Genomic DNA, 26,455 nt, shown 5'->3' on the forward strand with positions numbered 1-26,455 from the left:
TAACTTAGTTAATGCCATTTTGTAAACTTTCCTAGTAGTTTTGAATGTGTTTCTATTGAATGTCTGGAAAAACTTGGCTTTAGTATCTTTGGGGATAGCTATGGTCTGCTTGGGAGGTTGTACAAAAAAGCCGACAAATGCACAATTGGAAGTATGGCGGAAAGAAGCAAGCGATCGCAATGCTGAAATTGTGGCAGAAAAAGCCAAAAATAACCAGCAGAGAGAATGGAATTTAATCATACAAGGTCAGACAGCAACAGGGAAAACAGAAACCTTGAACTGGTCCGAGTTGCAGGACTTAGCTACAGTCAATGTTAATACTGTTGATGCTAATAACATTGCTAACCCTAATCAAGTATTTAAATTTACTGGCATCCCTATAAAAGCACTGATAGAAAAATTGGGTGAAAAAACAGATTTTACGGAAATCACTTTTGTTTGTTATGACGCTTATCAAGTGACTATCAAGATAGAAGACTTACTAAAATACCCAATCATATTAGCACTTGCCAAGGATGATCAACCAATTCCACGCAACGAAGGCGGACCGATTTATTTAATCTTTCCCTATAGCCAGTATCCAGAAATCAGCAAAAACTATGATGATGGAATGTGGGCATTTTATGTAACACATCTCATATTTGGTCAAGAAAAAGCCAAACTTCGCATAGGTAAGCGTGAACTTAACTTAGCTGACTTAGACAAATTACCCCAAGTTACCCTAACACAAAATGTTGGTTATCGGGTAAATTGGCCTAGTGGCACAGTAGAACTACATGGTGTGAGGGTGCGGGATGTGCTTTCTCTAGCTGGTATCAAGTTAAATCCCAAAGAAACTGTCTTTGTCCGTGGTAAACCACAGGTTTACCATAAAAACTTAGAAGAACTCAATTTACCAACTGAGATAATACAGAAATGTGATGTTCTCATAGCTACTAGATGGGGAAAAAACAAACAACCAATTTTAACCAGGATGGGTGGTCCACTAACACTAGCTTTTAGCAACGACTGTCAAGCACAAACACAGCGATTTAAATGGGTGACATTTGTAGAAGAATTCAGTGTACAGCCATGAAATTTTTTGTCTTCCGTTCCATTCGCACCCAAATATTGACTTCTACCACTCTTTTAATTGTCGCCTTAATAAGTGCTACAGTTGCAGTCTGGGCAAAAAGTGAAAGCACTCTCTACCGAGAAGAAAAACTCAACGACGCGAAAATAATATCTAACGTTTTAAGTTATACTTATTCTAATGAATTTTCCGAAGAAAATTGGAGTCAAATTCGTATTAATCTCAACTTATTGATGCGAGAAAACGAAGAAATAGTATATGTTTTAATATCAGATTCATCTCAAGATCATCAAATTGTTGCCGCTTCCCCTAGTGAACTTCAAAACAATTATATCCCTGATGTCGTACCTTTAAATATTACAGAAACTGCCCTCAAAACTGATAAATCCCCTCATATTATTGAGACATTTATTCTGCGTGATATTTATTTTGCTAACAAATTGCGAGGAAAGCGTGGTGAACAAGTAATGGAAGTAGCTGCCGATATTCGGAGAATTTCTGGCAAAAAACTGGGAAAATTACGAATAGGCATATCTTTAAAAAAAGTAAATAATGCAGTCACTAATGCAGTCAATCAAGCTTTAATAGTGGGATTTGTAGGACTTAACGTTGGTTGGATTTGTGCTTATATTTTAGCACATCAATTGAGTGATCCCATCAGGCGGTTACAAATCAGTGTTGCTAAAATTGCCAATGGAGATTTGCAGCATAGCGCCAATATTTATAATCGTGCAGATGAAATTGGTGCATTAGCAATTTCAGTAGATGAAATGTCAACAGCATTGCAGGTATCATTTAGTAGATTACAAAAAACCTTAGAATCATTTGAGAAATTTGTACCAGATAAATTCGTTTCTGTCATTGCTCCTGAAGGAATAGAAAATATTGATGTGGGTATAGCTTCCACACGAAAAATGACTATTTTATTTTGCGACATTCGCGGTTATACTTCTATGTCAGAAGCGATGACACCGATGGAAATTTTTTTATTTTTAAACGACTATTTAGCTTGTATGGGAAAAGCCATAGATGAATCTGGTGGCTTTATTGATAAATATATAGGTGATGCTATTATGGCGCTTTTTGATGATGAAGCTACAGACTCAGCCCTCAAAGCAGCAATTTTAATGCAAGAGGTTTTAGAACTATTTAATTATGATCGCTCTCGCAAAGGACTACCAATTATTTCTGTTGGTATTGGCATTCATCGTGGTACAGTAGTTATGGGAACGGTTGGCTTTACAAACCGGATGGATTCTACAGTTATTGGTGATGCAGTCAATGTTGCTTCCCGCATTGAAGGACTAACAAAACAATATGAATGTGGTATTTTAGTTACAGAATCAGTTGTGAAAAGCTTATCTCATCCTGAATCATTTGCTTTGAAACTTGTAGATGAATCAGTTAAAGTTAAAGGCAAAGATGCACCAATAGCTATTTATGAATTACAAGTTAGTCATGGGTAATTTATATTTATTAAAAATAAAAATAAAAATAAAAATAAAATAACTTTAGATTTTATGAATAGTTTTTATTCTTACCCAGTCCCCAGTCCCCAGTCCCCAGTCCCCAGTCCCCAGTCCCCTATTCCCTGTTTTATGTAATCATAGGAGACTGGGTTAAAATCAGAATGATAACGGTGTAAATAGTCATGGATTATCGGGATGCAGGTGTTGACGTTGAAGCAGGTAGAGCTTTTGTAGACCAAATTCGCAATTTGGTTCATAGTACCTTTAGACCAGAAGTGATTGGAGGTTTAGGGGGGTTTGGGGGCTGTTTTCAACTACCCACAGGTTATCAAGAACCCGTTTTGGTATCTGGTACAGATGGTGTGGGTACAAAGCTAAAAATCGCGCAAATTCTTAACCGCCATGACACCGTAGGTATTGATTTAGTGGGGATGTGTGTTAACGATGTGCTGACATCAGGTGCAGAACCGCTGTTTTTTCTAGATTATGTAGCTACAGGTAAACTAGATAAAGAGCAGTTAACTCAAGTAGTAGCAGGAATAGCTACTGGATGTAAACTAGCAGGTTCGGCTTTACTAGGGGGAGAAACCGCAGAAATGCCCGGTTTTTACCAAGTGGGTGAATATGACTTAGCTGGTTTTTGTGTGGGAATAGTCGAAAAAAGCCGAATGTTAGATGGTTCTCAAGTGCAAGTGGGAGATGTGGCCATCGGTTTAGCTAGTGCTGGTGTTCACAGTAATGGTTTCAGTTTGGTGAGAAAAATTGTTAGTGATGCTGGTTTTGCTTGGGATGACACCCCAGCATTATTAAATGGGGAAAGTATTGGTACAGCTTTTCTCACACCTACCCGCATTTATGTTAAATCTGTTTTAGCGGCGCTGAAAGCAGGTTTAGAAATTCACGGTATGGCGCACATTACAGGTGGGGGTTTACCAGAAAATTTACCCCGATGTTTGGGAACAGGTCAAGGGATTAAAATTAATCCTGGTAGTTGGAATATTCCTCCTGTGTTTCAATGGTTGGCTGAAGCAGGAACTGTTGGTGTGGAGGCTATGTATAATACTTTTAATATGGGAATTGGATTTGTGCTAATATTACCAGCCCATCAAGCAGAACAAGCAATTACCCATTTTCAATCACAGGATATTCCAGCTTATAAAATTGGTGAAGTTGTGACTGGTTCTGGTGAATTATTAGGTCTTTTTACTGAGAAAACCAGTCAAGAGTAAACATTCTATCCAAAGTTAAGGATTGTTTTTGGCTTGGCAATAGCAATAATTCGGCTCAAGCCAAACTTTTTTCCAAGTTTGAAGCTATAATAGTATCAGTATTTATAAAAATTTAGGCAAAAATTTAGACTTTCTTTATAGAAGTAATCAAAAATACTCATGACCATGAGCATTGAGATTTGCTAACGTAGTTTTAACAAATGTAAAAAAATAATTACTGTAGCCGAAAGCGTAGCGGCCAACACTAGTGTTATTTGCTAGTAATTTCTCATTTTTAAGTGTGGCGTGTTGGTTTATCCAGAATCGCATATTGTTGTTCAGAGGGGGTTATGGTTGTAAATTTTGCCCGGACTACTGCTTCCACAGAACTTTTAACACAAGTATTCCAACAGATTGATGCCCAAAGTTGTCCTAGATCCTTCAACTTTCATATGCACACCGTATACTCGGATGGGAAGTTGCAGCCGAATATACTCATGGAACAGGCGATCGCTATTGGTTTAAAAGGGCTGGCAATTACTGATCATCACAGTATTAGTGGTTATCAAGCAGCACACGCTTGGTTAGAAGACTGGAGATGGAGTAATCCTGATAGCAGTATTCCTCACCTATGGAGTGGTGTAGAAATTAATGCCAACTTGTTGGATGTAGAAGTTCATATTTTGGCCTATGGTTTTGAAATAGAAAACTCCAGCATCAAACCTTATCTGCAAAGAAAAGCAGTTATAGGTAGAGACTATCAAGCAGCTAATGTCATTGCAGCCATTCATGACGCTGGGGGACTGGCCGTACTTGCTCACCCAGTCCGTTACAAGCGATCGCACTTTGACTTAATTCCCAAAGCAGCGGAATATGGAATTGATGGTGTTGAGGCTTTCTATGCTTATAAAAATCCCAACCCTTGGAAACCCTGTGCAGTGGAATCAGAAGAAGTGCAACTGTTAGCGGAAGAGTATAGTTTATTTAATACCTGCGGTACAGATACCCACGGTTTGAATTTACTGCAACGTTTGTAATTTTGTATTTAAATTTTTATACTCCTGGTTTAAATGGCCAGGGTGTAAATATTTTTATACAGAGTTCCAATGTGTTAACGTGGATAAAATTCAACTTGCTTTTCTAGGATTTTAATATCATATTTCTCAAAAAAATCATGGCCTAGCAACCCAATCCTCGCTTTAGGTGCGATCGCAACTTTTGCATTATTTAGCACAGCACCACCCACAGAAATAGTGAGGACATTGCTAGTTTTAAATTCTACTATGCTACCATCAGCAATACTGGCTTTCATTACTCCTGAAGGTTGCAGTTTCAGGGCTGTTGCTGCTGCTTGAGTAATCAAAATCCCACTAGCACCAGTATCAAGAACCATCTCAAAAGCTTGACTGCCGTTAAAATTCACATCTATAACTGGAGTTTTACCAATACGACGCTTAATAGGTACTTTAAAAACTTTGGGAGTTGATGGTGGTGGTGTCATTCCGCAGAGTTGTCCCAGACTGACAGTTTTACCTGAAGATGTCACCATAAAACAACCACCGGGATCATTAGCTTTGGCTACGGTTGGTAGTGTTAAAAACATCATTCCTGAGATAGCTGCAATACCGATATTTTTAATAGCGTGCATGGTTGGTATTTCCCTGAAATTGCTCGAAAACCCTCTATAGCTAGGATAATCGAAAAGATTGATTATACCTACAGCAGAAACTCGTATATTTTCGGAAATTGGGAGATAAAACATGGACTAATTGATTTAATTGATGATAAATTTTCTGGAATACTTCTTGACTTCGATGAGTGTTGGCTTTGGAAAATGTGGAAATATCTACATCAAATCCTGTATTATTTAATCGTTTAAATAAATCCCGCATATTCGTTAAGCTATTATCCAGAGCATAAGCCAACCAACACTCAACAAAAAGACGGCTGTTCAAAACAGGATAATCATTTTTGGTTAGCCCTTCCAGGATATTTTTGACAATCTTGGGAAATGAGTTTATGATCATGTTTAATCAAAATGCTGCTGTAGCATTTGCTCATATTGCATCTGTCCGATGACAAAATGGTACTTCAATTTCTCAACCTGATGCTCAAATTGCTGCTATTTGTTACACTCATAAAGCAACTATAGCAACGCGCAATGTTACTGATTTTGAAGGATGTGGTATTTCTATTATTAATCCTTGGAAACCTGAATCAATATATTAGTAAGTCGTAGGTTGGGTTAAGAAATGCAACCCAACATAATGAAACTATTTTCTAGCTACATGGCGGATATTTTCACTCTTTCCCGTTTAGCAGTTGTCACCAACCATTTACCTCCAGAAGGGGCTAAAGTTACACCCCGACGTAAAGGTTTCACAGTCATATTATTAACCAACGCTAAATCTAATTTTGATAATACATTAGCTAAAACTAACTTCATTTCAAACATGGCAAAAGCCATACCAATGCAACGACGATTTCCACCGCCAAAAGGTAGATATTCATATTGTGAATATTGCCGTTCTAAAAAGCGTTCTGGCTGAAATTTTTCTGGTTCTGGATATAAATCTGGACGACGATGAGTTAAATAAATACAAGGTGCTAGTAATGCACCTGGTGGAAATTCATGCCCCATAATTTTGGTCGGTGTCTTCACCATTCGTGGTAAAGTAATCATGGCAATGGGATAAATTCTTAATGTTTCCTGGCAAACAGCAGTCAGATAAGGTAAGCGAGAAACTTCATTTAAATCTGTATTTTCATCAATACTATTTAACTCAGTTAGTAACTTTTCCCTGACGTTTGGTAAATGATGAATCCAATAGAATGCCCATGTTAAAGCTGAAGCTGTAGTTTCATGACCTGCAAATAATAACGTCATTAACTCATCACGCAATTCTATATCTGTCATCGCTTCCCCATTTTCATCTCGTGCGGACATCATTAACGAAAGAATATCACTGCGAGATGAGTCAAAATTATTTTTGCGTTCTTGAATTTCGGTGTAAAGAAGTTGATGAATTTCCTCTCTTTGACGCAAGAATTTTCCCCAAGGACTCCAAGCACCTAAATCTACTTGCAATGCAGGAAAAAAGGTGACAGCGGAACGTAAGGGTGAACCAGATAATTCTAGTAATGAACGCAGGAGTTCTTGTAATTTTATCAAACGTTCTCCTTCTGACAAACCAAATACAGCCTGTAAAATCACTTTTAAAGAAATTTCTTGCATTGCATCTCTGACTGCAAAAGGTTCACCAATATGCAAATTACTAATTACTTGATTAGTGATATTAGTGATAATTTGAGAGTATGCTTTCATTCTTTCTCCATGAAATGGAGGTGTTAATAATTTACGTTGACGTTGGTGAGTTTCACCATCTATTAAAAGTAAAGAATTTTCACCCACTAAAGGTTTCAGCAGTTTATTTCCCCTTCCTGCATCAAAATAGTCTGCTGGAGTGGTAAAAATCTCCTGAATTGCTTGGGGGTTACTAATAAAAACTAAGGGATTTTCCACTGTCAATCGGAGTGTAAAAAATTCTCCGTGAGTTTTTGCAGATATTTCCATGAGTTGCAAAGGATTGAAAACCCATTGTAGACGCTGCATTAATCTTGGACTTTGGGATTCACCAGGTAAATTCATCACTATTCCTCTGATTATTGGTATTCTTTACTAGTAAGTATTCAGCTATAGCACTTATAGCACTTGTTCATACCCAGATCCCCGACTTCTGACATCAATTTATAATTTGTGGACACAATAAATAAAAGAAGTCGGGGATCTTATCGCCTTGCCTGAATTCTTACCTTTACTAGGTTAACAAATTTAAGTTTCTACCCAATGAGAATTAATCTCAATTTTTCTTTCTCTAATAATTTGTGTAAATAACTCTGTAGTTAATGCTGCTTCTACAGGTGAAACTCCGGGATGTTTAAGTTTACTTTCTAGTAATAATTTAGCGATACTACCAGTGCCAATCCCAGCAGCTACAGCAGTATTTTCATGTAATAAAGTGGAGACATAAACTACTGTTTTACCATCTTTTTGTCCTGTCACTTCTGCCCGGACTGCTACCCCAATTCCAGTGAATTTATTTGTAAAATCGGTCATGCGATGACTGATATGAGATAAAAATTCAATTGTCTCATTTCTCTGCATTAACCATTTTGGGAAAATATGGGCAGTTATCCAGGTTAGATGGTTATAAAAATCGGGAACTGAGCCAAATTTAGTAATTACAGTTTTCACTGTTGGGAAATAAGCGGGAAGGGTGAAAGTTTCTGGCATATCAAACCAGTAAACTCCACTACGTTGATATGGATGGGGAAAATTAATAGTTTCTCGATCAGAATAGGGTTGAATTAAACACCATTTACCATTTATCCAAGCTGCAAATGTATATTGTAAACCTAAAAAAGTTGTTCGCATGACTGTAACACCAGCACCACCAGAACCAGATACTAAATAACTTAAATGTATTTTTTCTGGTATATCAAATTGCTCAATTCCTTGACGAACTAAGCTATTAGAAATACCGGGAAAAATCCCTGTATTGATAATAGCATTTACTCCAGCATTAACAGCTTTTTCATGTAAGTTTAGTGCCTTTTGGGTGTAAGAACGGTGATCACTGACATCAAGATAATTTACACCTTGATTAATGCAGATTTCTAAAACTTGTGTATCTCGATGGTGAAATGGACCTGCACAGTGGATAACTAAGTCAAATTGAGCGATCGCATCTTTTAATTTTTCTACTTCGGTTAAATCCAGCTGCAAAAACCGCACTCTCTCATCTACAGCTAAATTAGTCCCTGGGGAACGTCCAGTGATGGTAATATTTGCTTGTGTGTGGCTGAGAATATCATTAGCAACTGCGCTACCAATGCGTCCCCGTCCACCTAAAATCAATACACGGTATGTCATGACTACGGTTTGGACAACATTATCTTTATTTCACCAGATTTTGTCCCCTTTGTCATCGGTTGTAAGTATGATTAAACTCGATACTAGACGAGTTTTTGTATATTTAAATTTTAATGGCAGGATTTTCCTTATATTTGGTGATGCTAGGGTGAGATGATGGAGATAGCAATTCGTCCCACACTACTATTTTGCCTGGTTAAACCAACATTTATGATCATTTTTTCCTCATCCACTGCTGTCCTGCGATATCGCTCAAATTCAAATTGTCCCCTTTGCTAGTAACATAGATTACTAAATTACTAAATAACATCTAGACAAAGTTCCTGATCTTGCTAAACTAACAATTATTACGTTGAAATAGCGGTTATTACTAAAAAGGCATTGACGGAGATAGCAATTATGACCAAGTATGATCCAGTATTTAAGTCCCAAAAAACTTCAGAAGAATCACTGAGTCCAGAAGAAGCGGTAGCCGCTATAGCCATAATTACCGCAGTAGTGGATACTTCCATGGAGGACTTAGATGCAGAAAGTTTAGCCGATATTCTCTGGGAATTTGAGGTTTTTGACGAATACTCACAGGAGGAAATGTTAGAAATAGTTGATCGACTGGCAGCGATCGCCGAAGATGAAGGACTAGGGGCATTATTTAATACTGCTAACGCTAGTCTTGCCGATGAGATAGTATTAGATGGTTTTGCGGCTGGGGTAATTATGCTTTTAGACGACGAAACCCTGACTATCCCCACACAAAAACAGCCTTACATCAAACAACTACAACAGGCACTAGAATTAGAAGATATAGAAGCCGAAGAAATTATCAAAGAAGTCATAGCTGCAATTGAAGAAACAGAACAACAAGAAGAATATGCAGAAACAGAATATGAAACAATAATATTAGATGAATTTGGTCAACAGGTATATCAATCACCCTTGGGTAATTTTATCGTTCCCCTTCCAGTTACCACAGAACAAGGAGGGAAAATTCAAAGTCAAGAAGGAATAGTCGGCTTTTCAGATGATGTCGGTACATTACTCAGAATTGATTATTATCCGCTCCCAACCGAATATTCAGAAACAATAGAATCTCAAGGGCAGGAAACATATCTTCATTCAATTTTAATTGAAAAATATCTACCCCAAGCCATTTTTGCTAATGTCCAAGGTGCAGAAATCAAGTATACAGAATATCTTCAAGATTCCTTAAAAGGATATTACTATGTATTAGTTGATATGCCTAAAGGTTCAACAATTTCTAAGCAAGAAAATAACGGAAATGCCATCAGATTAGATGCTTATCGAGGAATATTAGCCTTTATAAATGGGGAATTTTTGTATATAGTTAGCAGTCAGCGTACATTTTTTAACGATGACATTCCTGGTTCTATTTTGGAAGAAGCTGAGGACATTAAACAGAATATTCTGGAGTTTGTGGAGACGATGGAGTTTAGTTAACTCTGGATTTTTGCGGTGGGAATAAAGGGGTGATGTTTGAGAAACAAACCCCTATCCAAATATAAATCTTTAATCTTTAACGGTTGCTAACCAAACCTGTAAAGCAGAAAGCTAAAACTGATAACTGATTTCTTACCTGCCTAAAAAGCGACTCGCTAATTTAATAGCATCAGCCATATCAACATCTCCATCACCGTCAGCATCTAGGAATTTATTCAGCAATGGATTTCCGCCAGATTGCAAGAAATTAAGAACTAAAGGTACTAAAGTAGGTAATAATTGTTGAATTAGTGTCGCATCTAAACCTGTGCGTTGGGCTGCTTTTTCTGCTACTTGTTGTTGAATAACAGAGGAAAATAGGGAGTCAACGGCTTGAGAATCTGGAGAAGTTCCTGCAAATTGATTCACCAAATCTTGTACTGCTTCAGTTCCCTCACTAGCTTGCTTTTCCTGCAAAGATGAATGTACTTGTTTACCCACTACCGATAAAATAGATTGCATAGTTGAGGTATCTGCGCCAGTGCTATTACTTATTTGTTGGACTGTGTTGGCAATATTTACCAGTTTAGCCAAACCACCTTGTTCATTAGAATTACCAACAGCACCAAGCATTTGATCAAAAAGTCCCATTCAGTTAATTCTCCATGTATTTTAATTTTATTATATAGAATAAGTTTACTTATTACTAATACAAAACATCAACTAAAAAATCACTATCAGCTTGGATTAATTGGTAGATAAATGGGAAATTCTGTACCTTGAGTTAAGCCACAATTACAAATAATTTTACCCCTATCTTTAGAGGATGTTAGGACTTACGCAAGTGTCACACCAAAAATCTGTTGTAGGGTGCGTCAGATATTAACAATCTGTTTATTTACAGGATTTATGCAGTCTGACGCATCCTATTAATGTACCAGTTGCGTAATTCCTGAATGTTTGTAAGGAATATGTGGACTTAGTTTGTGTAGTAGCGTTTTCTTTGAAAAGCAAGCTACGGATTAGCGGCTTTCTGTTCTGTTGTATTCGCCGAATAATTTTAAAACATCCTTTTAATCTCTAACCTACCTGTCGGCTACTATGAGAGAGATTTTTATGGGTTCTGGTGTAAGTGACTCATAACCGCTATTAAAATCAGAAGCATCTGCCCATTTAATTTACCTCTGGGGGTTAAAGTCCCCTGCTTCTACAAGCAGCGGATTTTGCGTCGGGGTAAAATCCCCGTTGCAAAACGTAATTCTAAATTCTGCATTCTTTGAATATCCTCTCATTTTTATTATTCATGCCTCTGTCTCGCATAGTCACACTCATTGCTGGTCTGATTATCATTTTAGGGTTAGCCCTATGGCTGATTGATTCCCTGACTCGGCTTTATTGGCAGTTATCCTATTCTCCTTTATTGGGTAATCTGCTACTGTTGCTGCTGATTTTACTTTTGGGGGGATTAGTTGCGGCCTTTATCTATTATGTATTGGTTCTAAAATCTGGTGAGGAAAAATCGCGCCGTCATCGCAGACGAGTTACTCCTAGTGAAATTCCTGCGGCTAAATCTGATGCAGCTTCTAGCACTCTTCAAGCTGTGCGTCAACAGGTAGCGCAAATTCAAGATGAAGTTACCCGTCAAGCTTTATTGAGTCGCACTAGGGAAATTGAAACGAATTTAGCACGGGGGGAAATTCAAGTAGTGGTATTTGGGACGGGGAGTGCTGGTAAAACTTCCCTAGTTAATGCCATTATGGGGCGGATAGTGGGTGAAGTTAATGCACCGATGGGTACAACTCAAGTCGGGGAAACCTATTGTTTACGCTTAAAGGGATTGGAACGGAAAATTCTAATTACTGATACGCCAGGAATTTTAGAAGCGGGGGTAGCAGGAACAGAACGGGAACAATTAGCCAGGGCTTTGGCGACGGAAGCAGATTTATTGTTATTTGTAGTTGATAATGATTTAAGGCGTTCTGAATATGAGCCGCTAAAGGGTTTAGCGGAAATAGGCAAGCGATCGCTCTTAGTCCTGAATAAAACTGATTTATATACAGATGACAATCAGGAAGCTATTTTATCTAAATTGCGTCAACGGGTGCGGGATTTTATTGCTAGTAATGATGTAGTGGCGATCGCCGCAAATCCCCAACCTGCACAATTAGAAACAGGCGAAACTTTCCAGCCAGAAGCAGATATTGTCCCTCTTTTGCGCCGCATGGCTTCTGTTTTACGGGCTGAAGGGGAGGATTTAGTGGCAGATAATATTCTCTTACAATCTCTCCGCTTAGGAGAAGAAGCCCGAAAATTAATTGATTCCCAACGTCGTCGTCAAGCTGATAAAATTGTTGACCGTTATCAATGGATTGGGGCTGGTGTGGTATCTGTAACCCCTTTACCAGTTGTAGACCTGCTGGCCACAGCCGCAGTTAACGCCCAAATGGTGGTAGAAATTGGCAGGGTTTATGGTTGTGATTTGAATATGGAACGGGGGCGAGAATTAGCCCTATCCTTGGGAAAAACCATTGCTGGCTTAGGTATTGTCAAGGGTGCAATTGAATTACTCTCGACGGCTTTACAGCTTAATGTTGGTACTTTTATTATTGGTCGGGCTATTCAAGGCGTGACAGCAGCTTATTTAACGCGCATTGCCGGCAAAAGCTTTATTGAATATTTTCGCCATGATCAAGATTGGGGTGATGGGGGAATGACGGAAGTAGTGCAGCAGCAATTTCAGATCAACCGCCGAGACGAGTTTATCAAAGTATTTATCCAAGAAGCGATCGCTAAAGTTGTCAAACCATTAACAGACAGGGAATAGGCACAAGACAAAAGCAAGATCATATTTTTCCCTGGGTTTCATCTTGACATCTCCTCAATTCCCAAAAACATCCCAGAGATATAACCAGAGGTATAAGCCGTCATAATTTCAAACCTTTAAATTTATTGATGAAATCAATAATAATTCATCAATCAAAATTCCCAAATTGATGGAGATATTGATGTATCTAATTAAAACAGTGTGTAAATGTCCATATCTATGCCTACTGTTCCATCAGGGATACGGTAAGCCATCGCTAACACTCTAGTAAATCCAAACAGGTTCATTTTTTCACAATACCTATCTAATCTAAATCTCTGGGTCTCTTACCCTGCCCTCTCAGCACCATAACATTTTGTACAAAAAAAAACAAGTCATGTAGTTATACTACCTAAGAAGCTACTTTAAATATTGAATTAATCAGCGTGGGCTTAAAGTATTTTTTTTAACCACTCGCTCAACTTTGCCATGAAATTACAAAATCCTAAAAAGCCTAATATTTCGTTATTATTCGCTGTTATCAAACGGTGCTAGAGATTCAAAAGCAGGGGTTTGTTAAAGTCACCCTCATCTAAAGCTACAAAGAATTATTTCTCAGTATTCCGGAAAGGGCAAGGAAATTCAGAAAGGATAGGTAACAACTTATGTAATAACTTTCTCAGTAAGGAACTTATGAGCGAGCAAAGCGTCAATAAATTGTTGCAAGAGCGTTATCAAATTATTCAAAGCCTTGGTGCGGGTGTATTTGGACAGACATATATTGCTGAAGACACCAAAGATGTTGATTACCCAGAAAGACCCAGATATGTTGTCAAACAGCTAAAAGTCAACGACTATCAATCTAATTCCTACTTTGACTATTTGAGACTGCGTTTTCTGACTGAAACCGAAACCCTGAAACATTTAGGAAAACATAACCAAATTCCTCAACTTATCACCTGCTTTGAAGAAAATGAACGGTTTTACTTAGTGCAGGAATATATTGCTGGACAGCCATTATCTGTAGAATTCAAGACAAATAAACAGAGGAAATGCAAGTGGAGTACAACCGAAGCAATGACATTTCTCGAAGATGCTTTAGGCATTCTCGAATTTGTTCATTCTCAAGGTTTTATCCACTGTGATATCAAACCAGAAAACCTCATCAGACGTTATAGTGATGGTAAATTAGTGCTAATTGATTTTGGCTCAATTCAGCCAATTGACTTTAGCTCTGATACAGAATTGCCCATTTCTCAGATTCCCGTTACTTCCTTGGGTTATATCCCACCAGAACAATTTCTGGGTCAAACACAACCCAATAGTGACCTTTATGCTTTGGGAATGATTGCACTCCAAGGTTTAACAGGATTAACAGCACTGCAATTAAAAATAGACCCTGCTAATAATGACATTCCTTGGAATTGTGAAGATACCAAAATTGACGAATATCTAGCTGTTTTTATCAGCCAAATGATTCGCTATAATTACCAAGAACGATTTCAGTCGGCCAGCGAAGCACTGTGGGTATTCAAACACATCACCTGGAAACATCGAGCCGCAGCAATTGTCACCAAAAAGCTCCCTATTTATGCCAAAAAAACTGCTGAAGATCAAAAAACAAAACTAGACCCATTATTAGCAGGAATGCGATGGGGAATAGCAGTTAATTCTTTGGTAGTTGGGTTGGGAGTATATTCTTTAGCTAGTAGTTCTGAAAAACATTCGGAAACAGAAACTTTATCTCAAGCAATCACCGAATATCAAGCCGGGAATTTAGAAAAAGCCATTACTTTAGCTAAATCAATTCCCTCCTATAGCAATGTCTATCCAGAGGCTCAAAATACAATTACAGAATGGCAAAATCAATGGCACGTTGATACAGAAAATTATTTAGTAGCTGAAAAAGCTTTAGATGAGGGAAATTTATCAGATGCTATGCGTGCTATTCCGCAAATTCCCTACACTTCATATTGGCATTCTAAAAGAGAACAACTAATTGAAAAAACCCAAACTAACCTAGATGAAAAAACCAGCAGCTTATTAAACCAAGCCTACACCAGCGCCGCCAACAAAGATTTTTCAACTGCTTTAGAATATCTACGCCAAATTCCTCCAGAAAGTTCTGCGGGTACTGTAGTTGCCCAAAAATTGGCTGAATACAATCAAAAACGGCAAGTTAGAGCAGGTTATTTTTTACATTTGGCTTACAAGAAAGCCTTAATAAATGACTTTGCAGGTGCAGTGAAATTTCTAGAAAAAATTTCCAAAGGTACGGATGTTTATCCTCAAGCTCAAATCAAATTAAAGGAGTACAAGGAAAAACAGCAGATTCGCAAGAAGCTGCAAGAAATGGTGGGACTTAAAAAAGTTTCTTTTGTCAACAAGTTATCTACTAGATTGAGTCAGATAGACTCAGCTACTAAAAGTGCATATTTTCTGTCACCAGATTACCCACAAGAGGTCAATATTAACACTTAGTCAGTGCTTTCAAAAAGTAATACCATTCAAGAATTTGGCATTCGCATAATTGGGACAATAACAGGGCGAGATTTTTCCGGTCTTATTTGATTTTCTGCCTGCTTGCGGGCTTCTATTGCTTGTTGGTAATCGGGTTTATATTTAATAGCTTGCTCATAAGATGATATAGCTTCTTGATATCGTTGCAAATTTAATAAAGCATTTCCTCTACTATACCAACTTTCATAGTGGTTTTTTTTGTAACGAACTGCCTTATTATAAGATGCAAAAGCGTCCTCATATTTTTGTAAATTATATTGTGAATTGCCTAAATTATACCATGCCTGATAGTCATTCCCTTTAAAAGAAACAGCTTTATTATAAGCATCTATTGCTTCTGCATAACGTTGACTTTGATGTAGTGACCATCCTAAACTATACCAAGCTTGATAATTATTAGAATTATATTTAATAACTTGTCTAAAAGCATCCACCGCTTCTGGATATCGTCGTAATGTCACCAAGATATTACCTCTAGAAAACAAAGATTGATAATGATTAGACTGATACTGCACTACTTTATCATAAGCTTTTAAAGCATCTTCATAGCGGTTTAAATTTACTAGAGAATTCCCCAAATTATATAAAGCTGAGGTGTAGTCTGGTTTTAATTCTACTGCTTTTGTATAAGCTGCAATTGCATCATCATATTGTTTGATATTTTGGAAGGAAAAACCTTTCTTATACCAAGATTCATGATTTTCTGGTTGTAATTCAATTGCTTGGTCATAGGACTTAATAGCATTATCGAATTGTTTTAAATTTCTGAACGCATCGCCTTTAGCATTCCAAACAGATGGATAATCATCTTTTATTTGTAAGGCTTTATCAAAAGCAGAAATTGCTTCTGAATCTCGCCGTAAACTAGCTAAAGCAAAACCTCTACCAATCCAAGCTTCTAAATAATCCGGCTGAATTTGAATGGCTTTATCATAAGCTGTTAATGCTTCTTGATATTTTTTTAATTCAAAAAATGCTTTACCTTGACCATACCATCCTTGAATATAATTCGGTTTGATATTCACTGCTTTTTGATAAACTGCAAGTGCATCTTCATAGCGATGTAATTGTAAAAGGGTATTTCCTTGTTTATATAATTCGGCTGCATTATTAGTATTGATTTTGTTAAAAGTAAATATTGATGCTGTTCCTCCCACCCCTAACAAAAATATTCCTAATGCTAATTTGATAAATACAGCTTTTTTAAATAATTGAGGTTTGCTATGATTAATAGGAGCAGTAGGACTAAAAACAATCGTTCCAGAGGGCGGTTTAATTAACTCTTGCAGTGCTTTTAATGCTACATCTGCTGAAGCATAACGCTGACGAAAATCATAACAAACCATTTTATCTAAAAACTCAGCAAATTCTGGCGTGACTGTGGTATGATTACGCCAAATAATTTCATTAGTATCAACATCTTTGTCTAATTGATGAGGTGATAACCCAGTAATTGCTTGAATAGCAATAATTCCCAAAGCATAGACATCACTGCTTAATTTTGGTGTTCCTTGCGCTTGTTCTCCAGGAATATAACCAGGTGTACCAATAGCAACAGTTGCTTGAGTTTGACCTGTGGGAGTAATCATTTGGGTAGTGATTTCTTTAACTGCCCCAAAATCAATTAAAATTAGCTTGCTATCTTGTTCTCGTCTGAGGATGTTTCGCGGGTTAACATCACGGTGAATTACTTTTTGTTGATGCACAAAATCTAAAATTTCCAGAATTTCTGCTAACAGAGAAATTACCTCTTCTTGACTGAGGGTTTTTCCTGGTGATAACTCTTGGGAAAGGTCATGACTGGGAATGAATTCTTGGACAAGATAAAATTCGGCATCTTCTTCAAAGTATGCTAAAAGTTGGGGAATGCGATCATGATTCCCTAACTTATATAAAACCTGCGCTTCGGTATCAAATAGTCGTCTAGCTATTTCCAAGGTGGCAACATTACTAGACTGAGGCTTGAGTTTCTTGACAACACACTGAGGCGAACCAGGTAAATGAGTATCAGAAGCGACGTAAGTCTCCCCAAATCCCCCTCCTCCCAGGTGACTGATAATCTGGTATCTTCCCACAAGTGTGTTTCCTATCATCTCGGTTGCTAAGTTGAGTGTAATATTACTTCATTACAATCTTGCCACAGGAGGTTGGCGACTGGTGACTGGTGACAGTTTTCTGTTTTAACAAACCCATTACCAATTACCAATTACCAATTACCCATTACCATTTATCATGATTCCTATTAGTGATAATTTTTATAGTTGGAAAAAACCAATTATTACTTATTGGTTGATTGGCATTAACATTGCTATATTTTGTTGGGAACTTAAATTAGATACAAGTGGTCAATTAGGTAACTTTGTCAATAATTGGGGAATAATTCCTGAACAAACTAATACAGCAATAACAAATGCAATTTTTTATAATTCAGCGGCTTGGATAGTTGTATTTTGGCGGTTATTTGCCCTACCACTTTCGCTATTTGTACATAGTAGTTTTAGTCAAATTTTGGGTAATCTACTATTCTTATGGGTTTTTGGTAAGACTGTAGAAAGAAATTTGGGACAACAAAGATATTTATTGCTTTACTTAGTTGCTGGGGTTTTTTCGGGAATGATCCAAATTTTTATGTACCCTAAGTTAAGCATACCTGTGATTGGCGCTAATGGAGCGATCGCTTCTATTTTAGGTGCTTATATGATGAAGTTTCCTAAAGTTAAAATAGATTCGATTTTACCTTTAATTATTATTTTTATTCCTATAGAAATACCCGCATTTTTCTATTTATTTTGGTGGTTTATTCAACAGTTATTTTATGGAATTGGTAGTTTAAATATTCCTGGTGGTGTAACTAATCTTGGTTATTGGGGACAATTTGCCGCATTAGTTACAGGTGCGGCTTTGATGCGAATGGTGAAAAGGTAATTCTTAATTCTCCTGATAGCATTGCTAAACCCCTACGAAAGATATAGGGATAATATTTGATTTATGAAACGATACGTAGGGTGCGTCAGACTACCATAAATTCTATCAATAAACAGATTTGTTATATCTGACGCACCCTACAAATACTTAGATTTTTTCAAAATTCAAATATGAGTCCTGTATGGTATTTCAAATATACATATTTGACGTTTATTGTCAAGTTGTAACTCCTAGTTTTTATGAATTTAAGCTGCAATATGAATTTTTGCTGAGAATTGTCTAAACAAGATTGATCTCTGCAACTTTTGATAATACTTTGGGAATAATAAGTAAGAAAGTTTATTAATTTAGATTTACGGAGTGTAGCATCACCATGAAATTGGAATCATTGACCAAGGTTGGGTTAGGTGTAGCGATCGCATTAGGTACTACTGTTGCTTTGCATCAACCCAGCTATGCACAAGCACAAGGTTTTTATTGCGATCGCTCAACTGGTGTACCCGTGACAGTATACCAAAATTCTCAAGGCATTAGTGAGCCTTGGATTAAGTGGACTTCAAATCATTTCAACTATTCTGGTTACGATCCTCTAACCCGCTGTCAAGAAGTCAGTGGCAGATTAGAAACCTATCGACGAAACAAACAGCTTAAGCTCATTACCGTCGGGAGAATGAATGGACAAAATGTGGTTTGCACAGCTAGTCAAGTTAATGGACGTTGTGAAGGTTTGATATTTACCCTCAAACGCGGTCAAGATGCAGTAAAAACACTGACTAATCTCCTGGCATGGCGTGAGGGACAAGCTGGTATAAGATCGCTAAGTGAAAGTGGTGCAGCACCTTATATAGATGTAAGTGGAAGGTTAGGAGAAGACACAGAAAGCATTACACAACCTACCACACCTACCAACGTTCAGCCGACACCATCCCAACCCAGTGAAGGACGTAGTGGAGAATTCAATTAAATGACCCCCTGTGGGTGGCATAAAGTGGCTAATTGGCTAGGACTCGGACTGATAAGTAGTTTAGCGATCGCTCCATTATCTTTTTTTGATAGGTGCAATGCGATCGCCCAAACAGTCCCCACCTACGTAACAGCCCAAACTGAGACGGGGAATATGCAAAAATTGGCACAACAAACCACTGTGCGAATCCTCACCCCTAATGCTTCTGGTTCTGGTGTAATTGTCCAGCGTCAAGGACAAATTTATACAGTTCTGACTAGCTGGCACGTTGTCGCTTTCAGTGACCAGCATACAATTATCACACCAGATGGTCGGCGTTATACTCCCGTATCGCGCCAACTCAAACAACTGGGTAATACTGATTTAGCTATTACTCAGTTTCGTAGCAATTCTGACTATCAAGTGGCAAGTATCAGTAATCAACCTGTATTAATAGGAGAACCTGTATTTGCGGCTGGTTTTCCCATGTATCAGGAACAGAGTTTAGCCACAACTTTTGACCAAGGCATCAGGGGATTTAGATTTACCAGTGGTGAGGTGTCAGTGCTACCACCGAAATCTCTCGCTCAGGGTTATCGCTTAGGTTACACCAATAATATTGCGGTAGGTATGAGTGGTGGTCCGATTTTTAATGCCAGTGGTTTGCTAATTGGCATTAATGGCAGAGTGAAAAACCGTGATCCAGATTTTGGGGTTTATGCCTTTGAAGATGGTACAGAACCATCACCGGAATTACTAGCCAAAATAGTTAATTCTAGTTGGGGAATTCCCATTAGTAGCTATTTGCAATTTCAGAACTTTCCCCGATATCAGCAACCAGTTTTATTACAAGAGACGAGGGGAAATAATGTGCAGTTAAATCCTCCCATTCCTCTCCTGCGGAAACAGGAAAGTACAGTTTCTCCCGTGATATTACCGGAAAAAGCAGTAGGGGAAGTTAGGTCTACTTTATCGGAGTAAGGCGAAGCATTCGGATAAAAAATCAATGGTTTTCCCAATAGATTTAGTAAGGGCGAAGCATTCGGACAGAAAATCAATGGTTTCAGCCACAGGTTATCGCTTTATCGGAATCGGGCGAAGCATTCGGACAGAAAATTAATGGTTTCAGCTACAGGTTATCGCTTTATCGGAATCGGGCGAAGCATTCGGACAGAAAATTAATGGTTTCAGCCACAGGTTATCGCCCGAATGCTTCTCCCCTACGGCGGTTTGTATAAAATGTAGTTTTCACTTAAAAGGAGTTGTTTATGAGTTTTAGTTTTTCTCGTTTAAATTCTCTTCCTGGTTTGTTAACAGGTACAGCAGTAATCGCAGCAATCGTAATTAGTCAACCGGCATCTGCCAAAACTGCAAAAGAAGTGGCTCAAATTGCTGTACCAACAACTGTGAGAATTGACAGTTCCGCAGGTACAAATGCTGGTGGTTCTGGAGTCATAATTGCCAAAAATGGTAATACTTATACGGTGTTAACTGCTAATCATGTAGTTGCCAGTCAAGCCCAAGAATACAATATTTATACCAGCAAAAAGAAAACTCATGCTGTTACCTCAGTGCAGAGTTTGCAGAAAACTGAAAATAGTCCAGATTTAGCAATTGTTAAATTTGAAAGTGCAGAGGAATATCCTGTTGCACCAATTAGCAATTCTGATGAAGCAGGAATTGGTACAGGTGTTTATATTTCTGGTTATCCGATGTCAATTGAAGACAGTAATGAACGGGAATATGAGTTTACAAATGGACAAATTACAAGTCGTCCTGATAGCAAACCTCAAGGTTATACCATGCGTTATGGTGCTTTGACTCGAAGAGGTATGAGTGGTGGTCCAGTGTTTGATGTGAGTGGTCGTGTGATAGGAATTCACGGTCAAGGCGATCGCGACGGTGTGGTGAAAAATGAGTCTGCTGCTGGTGGACAAACAGAAATAAAAACTGGTTTTAATGCAGCAATTCCTATTAATACTTTCAAAGAACTAATTTCTCAAACTGGGGTCAAGGTTGCTTTCAAGGAAGATAATTCTGAAGTTGCAAATGTGGAAGCAACTCAACCAACAAAGGCTGAAGTGAAAAGCTGGGAACAGGAATTTGCGGCTGGGATAATTAAGAATTTGATTGAACAAAATATTCCTCGAATTCTTCCTCGTTTTCCATTTTAATTTGTAGGGCAATTACATTTTTTGTTTGGGTGTAATTGCCTTTCTTAATTCTTTATTCGTGTGAATAAATATTAACTATTCTGAGGTAAATTATGCGTCGGATTCGTATTTTGGCTTTGGGAATCGCTAGTTTTGTGGTTGTTTTAATTGCTGCTTTTTTGTCTCCAGGTACATGGTTGAATAGAGCGATCGCATCTGCTATGTGTACGGTTTTCAGTTTTAATTCGGCTATGTGTACAGTAGATTTAGGGCGATCATCTGATCGAGTAGTTGCAGCAACTCCCCCGGCTGTGGAAAGGATGATGTTTGATGGTTTGGGGGATGTGTTGGTGCAGCGTTCAAGGGAATTTGATGATGATCAGCCAATAAATTCGCCACCTGTAAGAAATCTACAAGTACCATCTTTTCCGCAAGATCCTGGTCCTAATCAACCTCTACGTCGTCCTGATTTTGATGATTTTAACTCTAACTACTCAACTCAGAATAATTCAAGCAATTACCCCTTTGTTGGTACATGGCTGTATACTGCGTATGCCTCTACATCTAGAGTTGAACCCTTTTATGTAGATTTTGTACAAATTAAACACTCAGGTGAGGAATATACAACCTTTCTATGTAAGGGTAAATGCAATATTCAAAACTTGATGATTGATAATCAGAACCACATTTTAAAAGAATATGGATTAGCCGCAGATTATCAAAACTTCAGTATTGAAATTGCAGAAACTACAAACCACAAGATAATAGTAGGAGAAATTGTAGAAAAAGCCACAGCAAAAAAAATGTATTTTATTTTAAGAAAATTGTTGCAGAAAGGGATTAAATCTCAACAAAAATCTTATAAAAAAGATTTGTTTTTTAATCCAAGATTATCTAAAATAACACCCATGAAAATATTGCCGCACAATGAATATAAAATGGCTTCTCTAGTAAGATGGGTTCAAAAAAGTATAGGTTCTTCTTTTACGGATATTATGAAAAATAATTTTCGACTTGATTCTACTGATATATATGATGTACAAAATGATGCACAAAAATTATTCGACACAGATAATTTTCGATCATCAAATCAATCAGGAGTTTCTGCTAGTAGTGGAGCAAATAATAATTTTGGAGGACAAGGAAGAAATCGCCAAGGTAATAATCAGAACCCAAAGAAGAACGAAAATTCCGCCTTGGAAAGAATAGGGTCAGACATTAGTAATGCCGAGCAGTCTCCACAACAAGGACGAGAAATAGGGATGCGAAGTATAAATTTTTTAGCTGCTGCTGTATTTGCTCTAGGTACTGCCCTGAGTTTTCTTTTTCAAACACCTGCTAATGCTAGTAATGTTAGCACTGAAACTAGAACAATAAATAACAGAAACCAGAGCAAACCTCAACCTAAACCTTCAACAAGTTCTGGTCCGCCTCCAGGAATCAGAACTGGAGATAAATGCCCTGCGGAATATTTACCACCCCCAGGGGAGTGTGGTGGTTGTTTATATGGTCAGTGGGTTCCTATATGTGGCTACCCTTACTAATTATTTCAAATAAATATTTGGTCAGGAGTTTTCTTCAGTCAATTAAAACTTATAGCGATCGCCATTTGTCCGATTTTCAATCAAGCGATCGCATCACATGATCCCGTAGGGGTGAAGCATTCGTACAAGCAAAATATGGAACAAAAAGATAACCTGTATTGGCGAATGCTTCACCCTGTCCCACGAGTTCAACACAAGAGGGCAAAGCATTGGCAATTTGCTATTATCGAAATCAACAAGGATTTTCCAGCCAATGCTTTGCCCCTACAAATGGCACAATAAAATGGTATTGATTGAGCGATCGCTATTTACCCGATTTTCCATCAAGCGATCGCACCACATTATATGATCCCGTAGGGGTGAAGCATTCGTACAAGAAAAATAGGCAACAAACAGATAACCTGTATTGGCGAATGCTTCACCCTGTCCCACAAGTTCAACACAAGAGGGCAAAGCATTGGCAATTTGCTATTATCGAAATCAACAAGGATTTTCCAGCCAATGCTTTGCCCCTACAAATGGCACAATTAAAATGGTATTGATTGAGCGATCGCCATTTGGCCTAATTTCAATCAAGCGATCGCACCACATTATCCTGTAGGGGTGAAGCATTCGCACCAGAAAAATAGGGAACAAACAGATAACCTATATTGGCGAATGCTTCACCCTTCCCCATAACATCGGTTAATTGCTCTAACGCCATAAAAAGGAATTTAATTCATGCCCTATAATCCCGACATTCACCACCGCCGTTCTATGCGATTAAAAGGATACGACTATTCTCAACAAGGAGCATATTTTGTCACCATTTGCACCCATCAACGTAATTGTTTATTTGGTGAAATTGTAGATGGTGAAATGAAATTAAATACAAATGGTGAAATAGCAAGGGGTTCTTGGTTATCTATTCCTCGACATTTTCAAAATGTAGAATTAGATGAATTTGTAATCATGCCCAATCATTTACATGGGATTCTTATCATTAAGAATTTTGAGATGGAGGGCGAAGCATTGGCAAATCAAGATTTTTCACAATCGTTTTCTGAAGTGGAGGGCGAAGCATTGGCAAATCAAGATTTTCAACAAAAACAAAATTTATCGAGCCAATGCTTCGCCCCTACAACCCCTACAATTAAAAGGGTTAAAATTAATGGGACGACACCACAATCTTTGGCATCAATAATTCAAAATTATAAATCTGTTTCTACACGTCAAATTAATCGAATCAATAAAGCTAAGGGAAATGTTATTTGGCAACGTAATTATCATGAACATATTATTCGTAGCGAGGAAGCATTAAATAATATTCGTCAGTACATTGTCAACAATCCGATAAATTGGGCAGAAGATGAGGAAAATCCTACCAATCTTAATTAGCGATCGCCTATCACCAATCAAATGAATTGCTATAATGTAATATGAAGAATTATAAATATTATTTGCTAATTAAAATTGTAGAAATATTTATAATTTTTACTAGTTATTTACTAGTTAATTTTATCACTCTGTATAACTAAATGACAAAATCTCTATGAAGACAGATATCAATTGGCAGCAACTAACCTCATCTAACGTAGTTTCTGAAACTACACCTAACTTCTTTGGTGAAATAGTCCAAGAAACCCTAGCTTTAACCCGTCGTCTATTTATCCAGCTACAACGCCGTCCTTCTAGCCTAGCAGCAGGAATTATTCAACCTGTGATGTGGTTGGTATTGTTTGGTGCATTATTCCAAAATGCCCCCAAAGGTTTATTTGGCAGTACGACAAATTACGGTCAATTTCTAGCCGCAGGTGTAATAGTATTTACTGCCTTTGCAGGGGCATTAAATGCCGGTTTACCTGTAATGTTTGACAGAGAATTTGGCTTTTTGAATCGGTTGCTGGTTGCACCTTTAGCTTCTCGCTTCTCAATTGTTTTTGCTTCTGCTATCTTTATCATCAGCCAAAGTTTACTACAAGCAGCGGTAATTGTTGGTGCAGCAGCATTTTTGGGTGCGGGTTTACCTGATGCGGCTGGTTTAAGTGCCATTACTCTCATCGTCTTTCTTCTGGCTTTAGGTGTCACCGCTATTTCCCTGGGTTTGGCTTTTGCTTTACCAGGACACATTGAATTAATTGCGGTAATTTTTGTTACTAACCTACCTTTACTTTTTGCCAGCACAGCTTTAGCACCTTTATCCTTTATGCCTGGTTGGTTGCAGGTTATTGCTACCCTCAATCCCCTCAGCTATGCAATTGAACCGATTCGCTATTTGTATCTACACAGTAATTGGGGATTAAATGATATAGTCATGCACGCTTTTTGGGGTGATGTTACCTTTGGAGGAGCATTATTGGTGTTATTGGGATTTGCTGTGGTAGCTTTACTCAGCATTCAACCCCAATTACGCAAAACTCTTGCTTAAGATTTCAGCATAATCAAGTTATTAATATGTGAGGGGAAATCTCATGAACAGTCCATTTTTACCAGTTCACAAAATCTTAGCTGCTACTTTGGCGGGAATTAGCTTTGCTTCCTTGCTATTAGCACAACCTAGTTTAGCTGATCCTAATCAACCCTTTAGTAGTTTAGAAAGTGATAAAAACACCAATTCATTCTCTGGTAATAGCCCCGATTTTAATATGCTGGACGTAATTCATCGGGCAAATTTCGGAACTCTCAACTGGAATCCTGAACAACAAAATCAACAATTGGATGACGCAGCAACAGCGTTTAAAGCCAGACAACAAAAACTATTACAAACTCAGCAACAGCCAACCTCAAATTCACCAACTACATCGGGTGAAAATACACTACCGTTGATGCTACTACCTTCTTCAGACAAATGAATAAATAATGAACATTAAAAACCTCAACTCCTAATCCTGATCGGGTTCGGGGTTGAGGTTATTATCAGTTATCAGTTTACTGTTTCCTGACTTCTATGATTTAACAAGTTACAGGCCAAGTGCATTTAAAACATCACTAGCATGGGTAGCTGTACTCACAGCACTATCAACATGAACGATTTTACCGTTGGGGTCGATTACATAGGTAACGCGCTTGGCATAACCACCGCCATCAACATCGTAAGCTTTAATCAGAGTTTGATTGGTATCAGCCAGTAGGGGAAAATTTAGATTATATTTCGCTGTAAATGCTTGATGGGCAGCTTCATTATCAGCACTTACTCCCAAAACCACAACATTTTTACCTTTATATTCAGGTTGGGCATCCCGGAAACTGCAAGCTTGTTTGGTACAACCAGGAGTATCATCTTTGGGGTAAAAATAAAGAACTACGGTTTTACCAGCAAAATCAGATAATGAAACTGTGTTGCCGTTTGTATCCTTACTGGTAAATGCAGGTGCATCCGTACCAACTGCTAGTGGCATAATTAACTTTTCCTGTTTAAAACTGTTGATGCTCTTAAGATTTTACAATACTTTACAATAAACAGGGAAGAAAA

The 26,455-nt window shown here is 37.8% G+C and carries 23 protein-coding genes and 2 pseudogenes; 17 read left to right on the forward strand and 8 right to left on the reverse strand.

From position 1 onward, the window contains the following. Positions 1-46: 46 nt before the first annotated feature. The 4 genes from VB694_RS09205 to VB694_RS09220 all read left to right on the forward strand — a co-directional run bounded on the left by VB694_RS09205 (position 47) and on the right by VB694_RS09220 (position 4,786). Positions 47-1,075 (forward strand): molybdopterin-dependent oxidoreductase, encoded by a 1,029-nt coding sequence (locus tag VB694_RS09205; RefSeq protein WP_323360009.1) that lies wholly within the window; start codon positions 47-49, stop codon positions 1,073-1,075. Then, complete coding sequence (locus tag VB694_RS09210) at positions 1,072-2,538, forward strand: adenylate/guanylate cyclase domain-containing protein (RefSeq protein ID WP_323360010.1); 1,467 nt, start codon at positions 1,072-1,074, stop codon at positions 2,536-2,538. The genes VB694_RS09205 and VB694_RS09210 overlap by 4 nt, the downstream gene beginning before the upstream one ends. A 185-nt stretch (positions 2,539-2,723) precedes the next feature. Then, entirely contained in the window at positions 2,724-3,770 is a 1,047-nt protein-coding gene (purM, locus tag VB694_RS09215) for a phosphoribosylformylglycinamidine cyclo-ligase (protein ID WP_323360011.1), read from the forward strand. Between the two features lie 329 nt (positions 3,771-4,099). Beyond that, on the forward strand, positions 4,100-4,786 hold the full coding sequence (locus tag VB694_RS09220; RefSeq protein WP_323360012.1) for a PHP domain-containing protein: 687 nt from the start codon (positions 4,100-4,102) through the stop codon (positions 4,784-4,786). 74 nt (positions 4,787-4,860) lie between these two features. On the opposite strand, the gene VB694_RS09225 is transcribed toward VB694_RS09220, so the two are convergent. Next, positions 4,861-5,397: a retropepsin-like aspartic protease gene (locus tag VB694_RS09225; protein ID WP_323360013.1), complete on the reverse strand. Its 537-nt coding sequence runs from the start codon at positions 5,395-5,397 to the stop codon at positions 4,861-4,863. A gap of 97 nt (positions 5,398-5,494) precedes the next feature. Continuing rightward, positions 5,495-5,776, reverse strand: a pseudogene (locus tag VB694_RS09230) (IS4 family transposase); the annotation flags it as partial. Position 5,777: 1 nt separating this feature from the next. Between VB694_RS09230 and VB694_RS25300 the strand changes: the two are divergent. Beyond that, a pseudogene (locus tag VB694_RS25300) lies at positions 5,778-5,978 on the forward strand (VapC toxin family PIN domain ribonuclease); the annotation flags it as partial. Positions 5,979-6,033: 55 nt separating this feature from the next. Here the strand turns inward: VB694_RS25300 and VB694_RS09235 are convergent. Together VB694_RS09235 and VB694_RS09240 are read right to left on the reverse strand one after the other, a co-directional pair. Continuing rightward, on the reverse strand, positions 6,034-7,398 hold the full coding sequence (locus VB694_RS09235) for a cytochrome P450 (protein WP_323360014.1): 1,365 nt from the start codon (positions 7,396-7,398) through the stop codon (positions 6,034-6,036). Positions 7,399-7,581: 183 nt separating this feature from the next. Next, entirely contained in the window at positions 7,582-8,682 is a 1,101-nt protein-coding gene (locus tag VB694_RS09240; protein WP_323360015.1) for a saccharopine dehydrogenase family protein, read from the reverse strand. 399 nt (positions 8,683-9,081) lie between these two features. On the opposite strand from VB694_RS09240, the gene VB694_RS09245 reads away from it, so the two are divergent. Further along, positions 9,082-10,137, forward strand: a complete 1,056-nt coding sequence (locus VB694_RS09245; protein ID WP_323360016.1) for a hypothetical protein — start codon at positions 9,082-9,084, stop codon at positions 10,135-10,137. Positions 10,138-10,269: 132 nt separating this feature from the next. Here the strand turns inward: VB694_RS09245 and VB694_RS09250 are convergent, their stop codons facing one another. Next, positions 10,270-10,767 carry a DUF937 domain-containing protein gene (locus VB694_RS09250; protein WP_323360017.1) on the reverse strand — a complete coding sequence of 166 codons (498 nt, stop codon included), beginning with the start codon at positions 10,765-10,767 and terminating at the stop codon, positions 10,270-10,272. Positions 10,768-11,419: 652 nt separating this feature from the next. Between VB694_RS09250 and VB694_RS09255 the strand changes: the two genes are divergently transcribed. Together VB694_RS09255 and VB694_RS09260 are read left to right on the forward strand one after the other, a co-directional pair. Continuing rightward, positions 11,420-12,940, forward strand: a complete 1,521-nt coding sequence (locus VB694_RS09255; protein WP_323360018.1) for a GTP-binding protein — start codon at positions 11,420-11,422, stop codon at positions 12,938-12,940. 672 nt (positions 12,941-13,612) lie between these two features. Beyond that, positions 13,613-15,400: a protein kinase domain-containing protein gene (locus tag VB694_RS09260; RefSeq protein WP_323360019.1), complete on the forward strand. Its 1,788-nt coding sequence runs from the start codon at positions 13,613-13,615 to the stop codon at positions 15,398-15,400. Between the two features lie 26 nt (positions 15,401-15,426). On the opposite strand, the gene VB694_RS09265 is transcribed toward VB694_RS09260, so the two are convergent. Next, positions 15,427-17,532, reverse strand: coding sequence for a tetratricopeptide repeat protein (locus VB694_RS09265; RefSeq protein WP_323360020.1), 2,106 nt, complete (start codon positions 17,530-17,532; stop codon positions 15,427-15,429). A 139-nt stretch (positions 17,533-17,671) separates the two neighbouring features. Between VB694_RS09265 and VB694_RS09270 the strand changes: the two genes are divergently transcribed. From VB694_RS09270 to VB694_RS09295, 6 genes are all read left to right on the forward strand, one after another. After that, positions 17,672-18,364 (forward strand): rhomboid family intramembrane serine protease, encoded by a 693-nt coding sequence (locus VB694_RS09270; RefSeq protein WP_323360021.1) that lies wholly within the window; start codon positions 17,672-17,674, stop codon positions 18,362-18,364. 373 nt (positions 18,365-18,737) lie between these two features. Further along, complete coding sequence (locus VB694_RS09275) at positions 18,738-19,328, forward strand: COP23 domain-containing protein (protein ID WP_323360022.1); 591 nt, start codon at positions 18,738-18,740, stop codon at positions 19,326-19,328. Between the two features lie 24 nt (positions 19,329-19,352). Further along, positions 19,353-20,288, forward strand: a complete 936-nt coding sequence (locus VB694_RS09280) for a serine protease (RefSeq protein WP_323360023.1) — start codon at positions 19,353-19,355, stop codon at positions 20,286-20,288. Between the two features lie 287 nt (positions 20,289-20,575). Then, the gene (locus VB694_RS09285; protein ID WP_323360024.1) at positions 20,576-21,481 is read left to right on the forward strand and encodes a serine protease; all 906 of its coding nucleotides are present in this window, start codon (positions 20,576-20,578) and stop codon (positions 21,479-21,481) included. Between the two features lie 92 nt (positions 21,482-21,573). Next, entirely contained in the window at positions 21,574-23,004 is a 1,431-nt protein-coding gene (locus VB694_RS09290) for a hypothetical protein (protein WP_323360025.1), read from the forward strand. A 293-nt stretch (positions 23,005-23,297) separates the two neighbouring features. Then, positions 23,298-23,546: a hypothetical protein gene (locus VB694_RS09295; RefSeq protein ID WP_323360026.1), complete on the forward strand. Its 249-nt coding sequence runs from the start codon at positions 23,298-23,300 to the stop codon at positions 23,544-23,546. 26 nt (positions 23,547-23,572) lie between these two features. Here the strand turns inward: VB694_RS09295 and VB694_RS09300 are convergent, their stop codons facing one another. Next, the gene (locus tag VB694_RS09300; RefSeq protein WP_323360027.1) at positions 23,573-23,707 is read right to left on the reverse strand and encodes a hypothetical protein; all 135 of its coding nucleotides are present in this window, start codon (positions 23,705-23,707) and stop codon (positions 23,573-23,575) included. Positions 23,708-23,724: 17 nt separating this feature from the next. On the opposite strand from VB694_RS09300, the gene VB694_RS09305 reads away from it, so the two are divergent. The 3 genes from VB694_RS09305 to VB694_RS09315 all read left to right on the forward strand — a co-directional run bounded on the left by VB694_RS09305 (position 23,725) and on the right by VB694_RS09315 (position 25,835). Next, positions 23,725-24,381 carry a transposase gene (locus tag VB694_RS09305; protein WP_323360028.1) on the forward strand — a complete coding sequence of 219 codons (657 nt, stop codon included), beginning with the start codon at positions 23,725-23,727 and terminating at the stop codon, positions 24,379-24,381. Between the two features lie 154 nt (positions 24,382-24,535). Beyond that, positions 24,536-25,411, forward strand: a complete 876-nt coding sequence (locus VB694_RS09310) for an ABC transporter permease (RefSeq protein WP_323360029.1) — start codon at positions 24,536-24,538, stop codon at positions 25,409-25,411. A 43-nt stretch (positions 25,412-25,454) separates the two neighbouring features. Next, on the forward strand, positions 25,455-25,835 hold the full coding sequence (locus VB694_RS09315; RefSeq protein WP_323360030.1) for a hypothetical protein: 381 nt from the start codon (positions 25,455-25,457) through the stop codon (positions 25,833-25,835). 108 nt (positions 25,836-25,943) lie between these two features. On the opposite strand, the gene VB694_RS09320 is transcribed toward VB694_RS09315, so the two are convergent. Further along, the gene (locus VB694_RS09320) at positions 25,944-26,381 is read right to left on the reverse strand and encodes a peroxiredoxin (RefSeq protein ID WP_323360031.1); all 438 of its coding nucleotides are present in this window, start codon (positions 26,379-26,381) and stop codon (positions 25,944-25,946) included. Positions 26,382-26,455 lie beyond the last annotated feature (74 nt).

Origin of the sequence: Anabaena sp. UHCC 0451, from assembly GCF_034931405.1 — a bacterium.
Classification (GTDB): Bacteria; Cyanobacteriota; Cyanobacteriia; order Cyanobacteriales; family Nostocaceae; genus RDYJ01.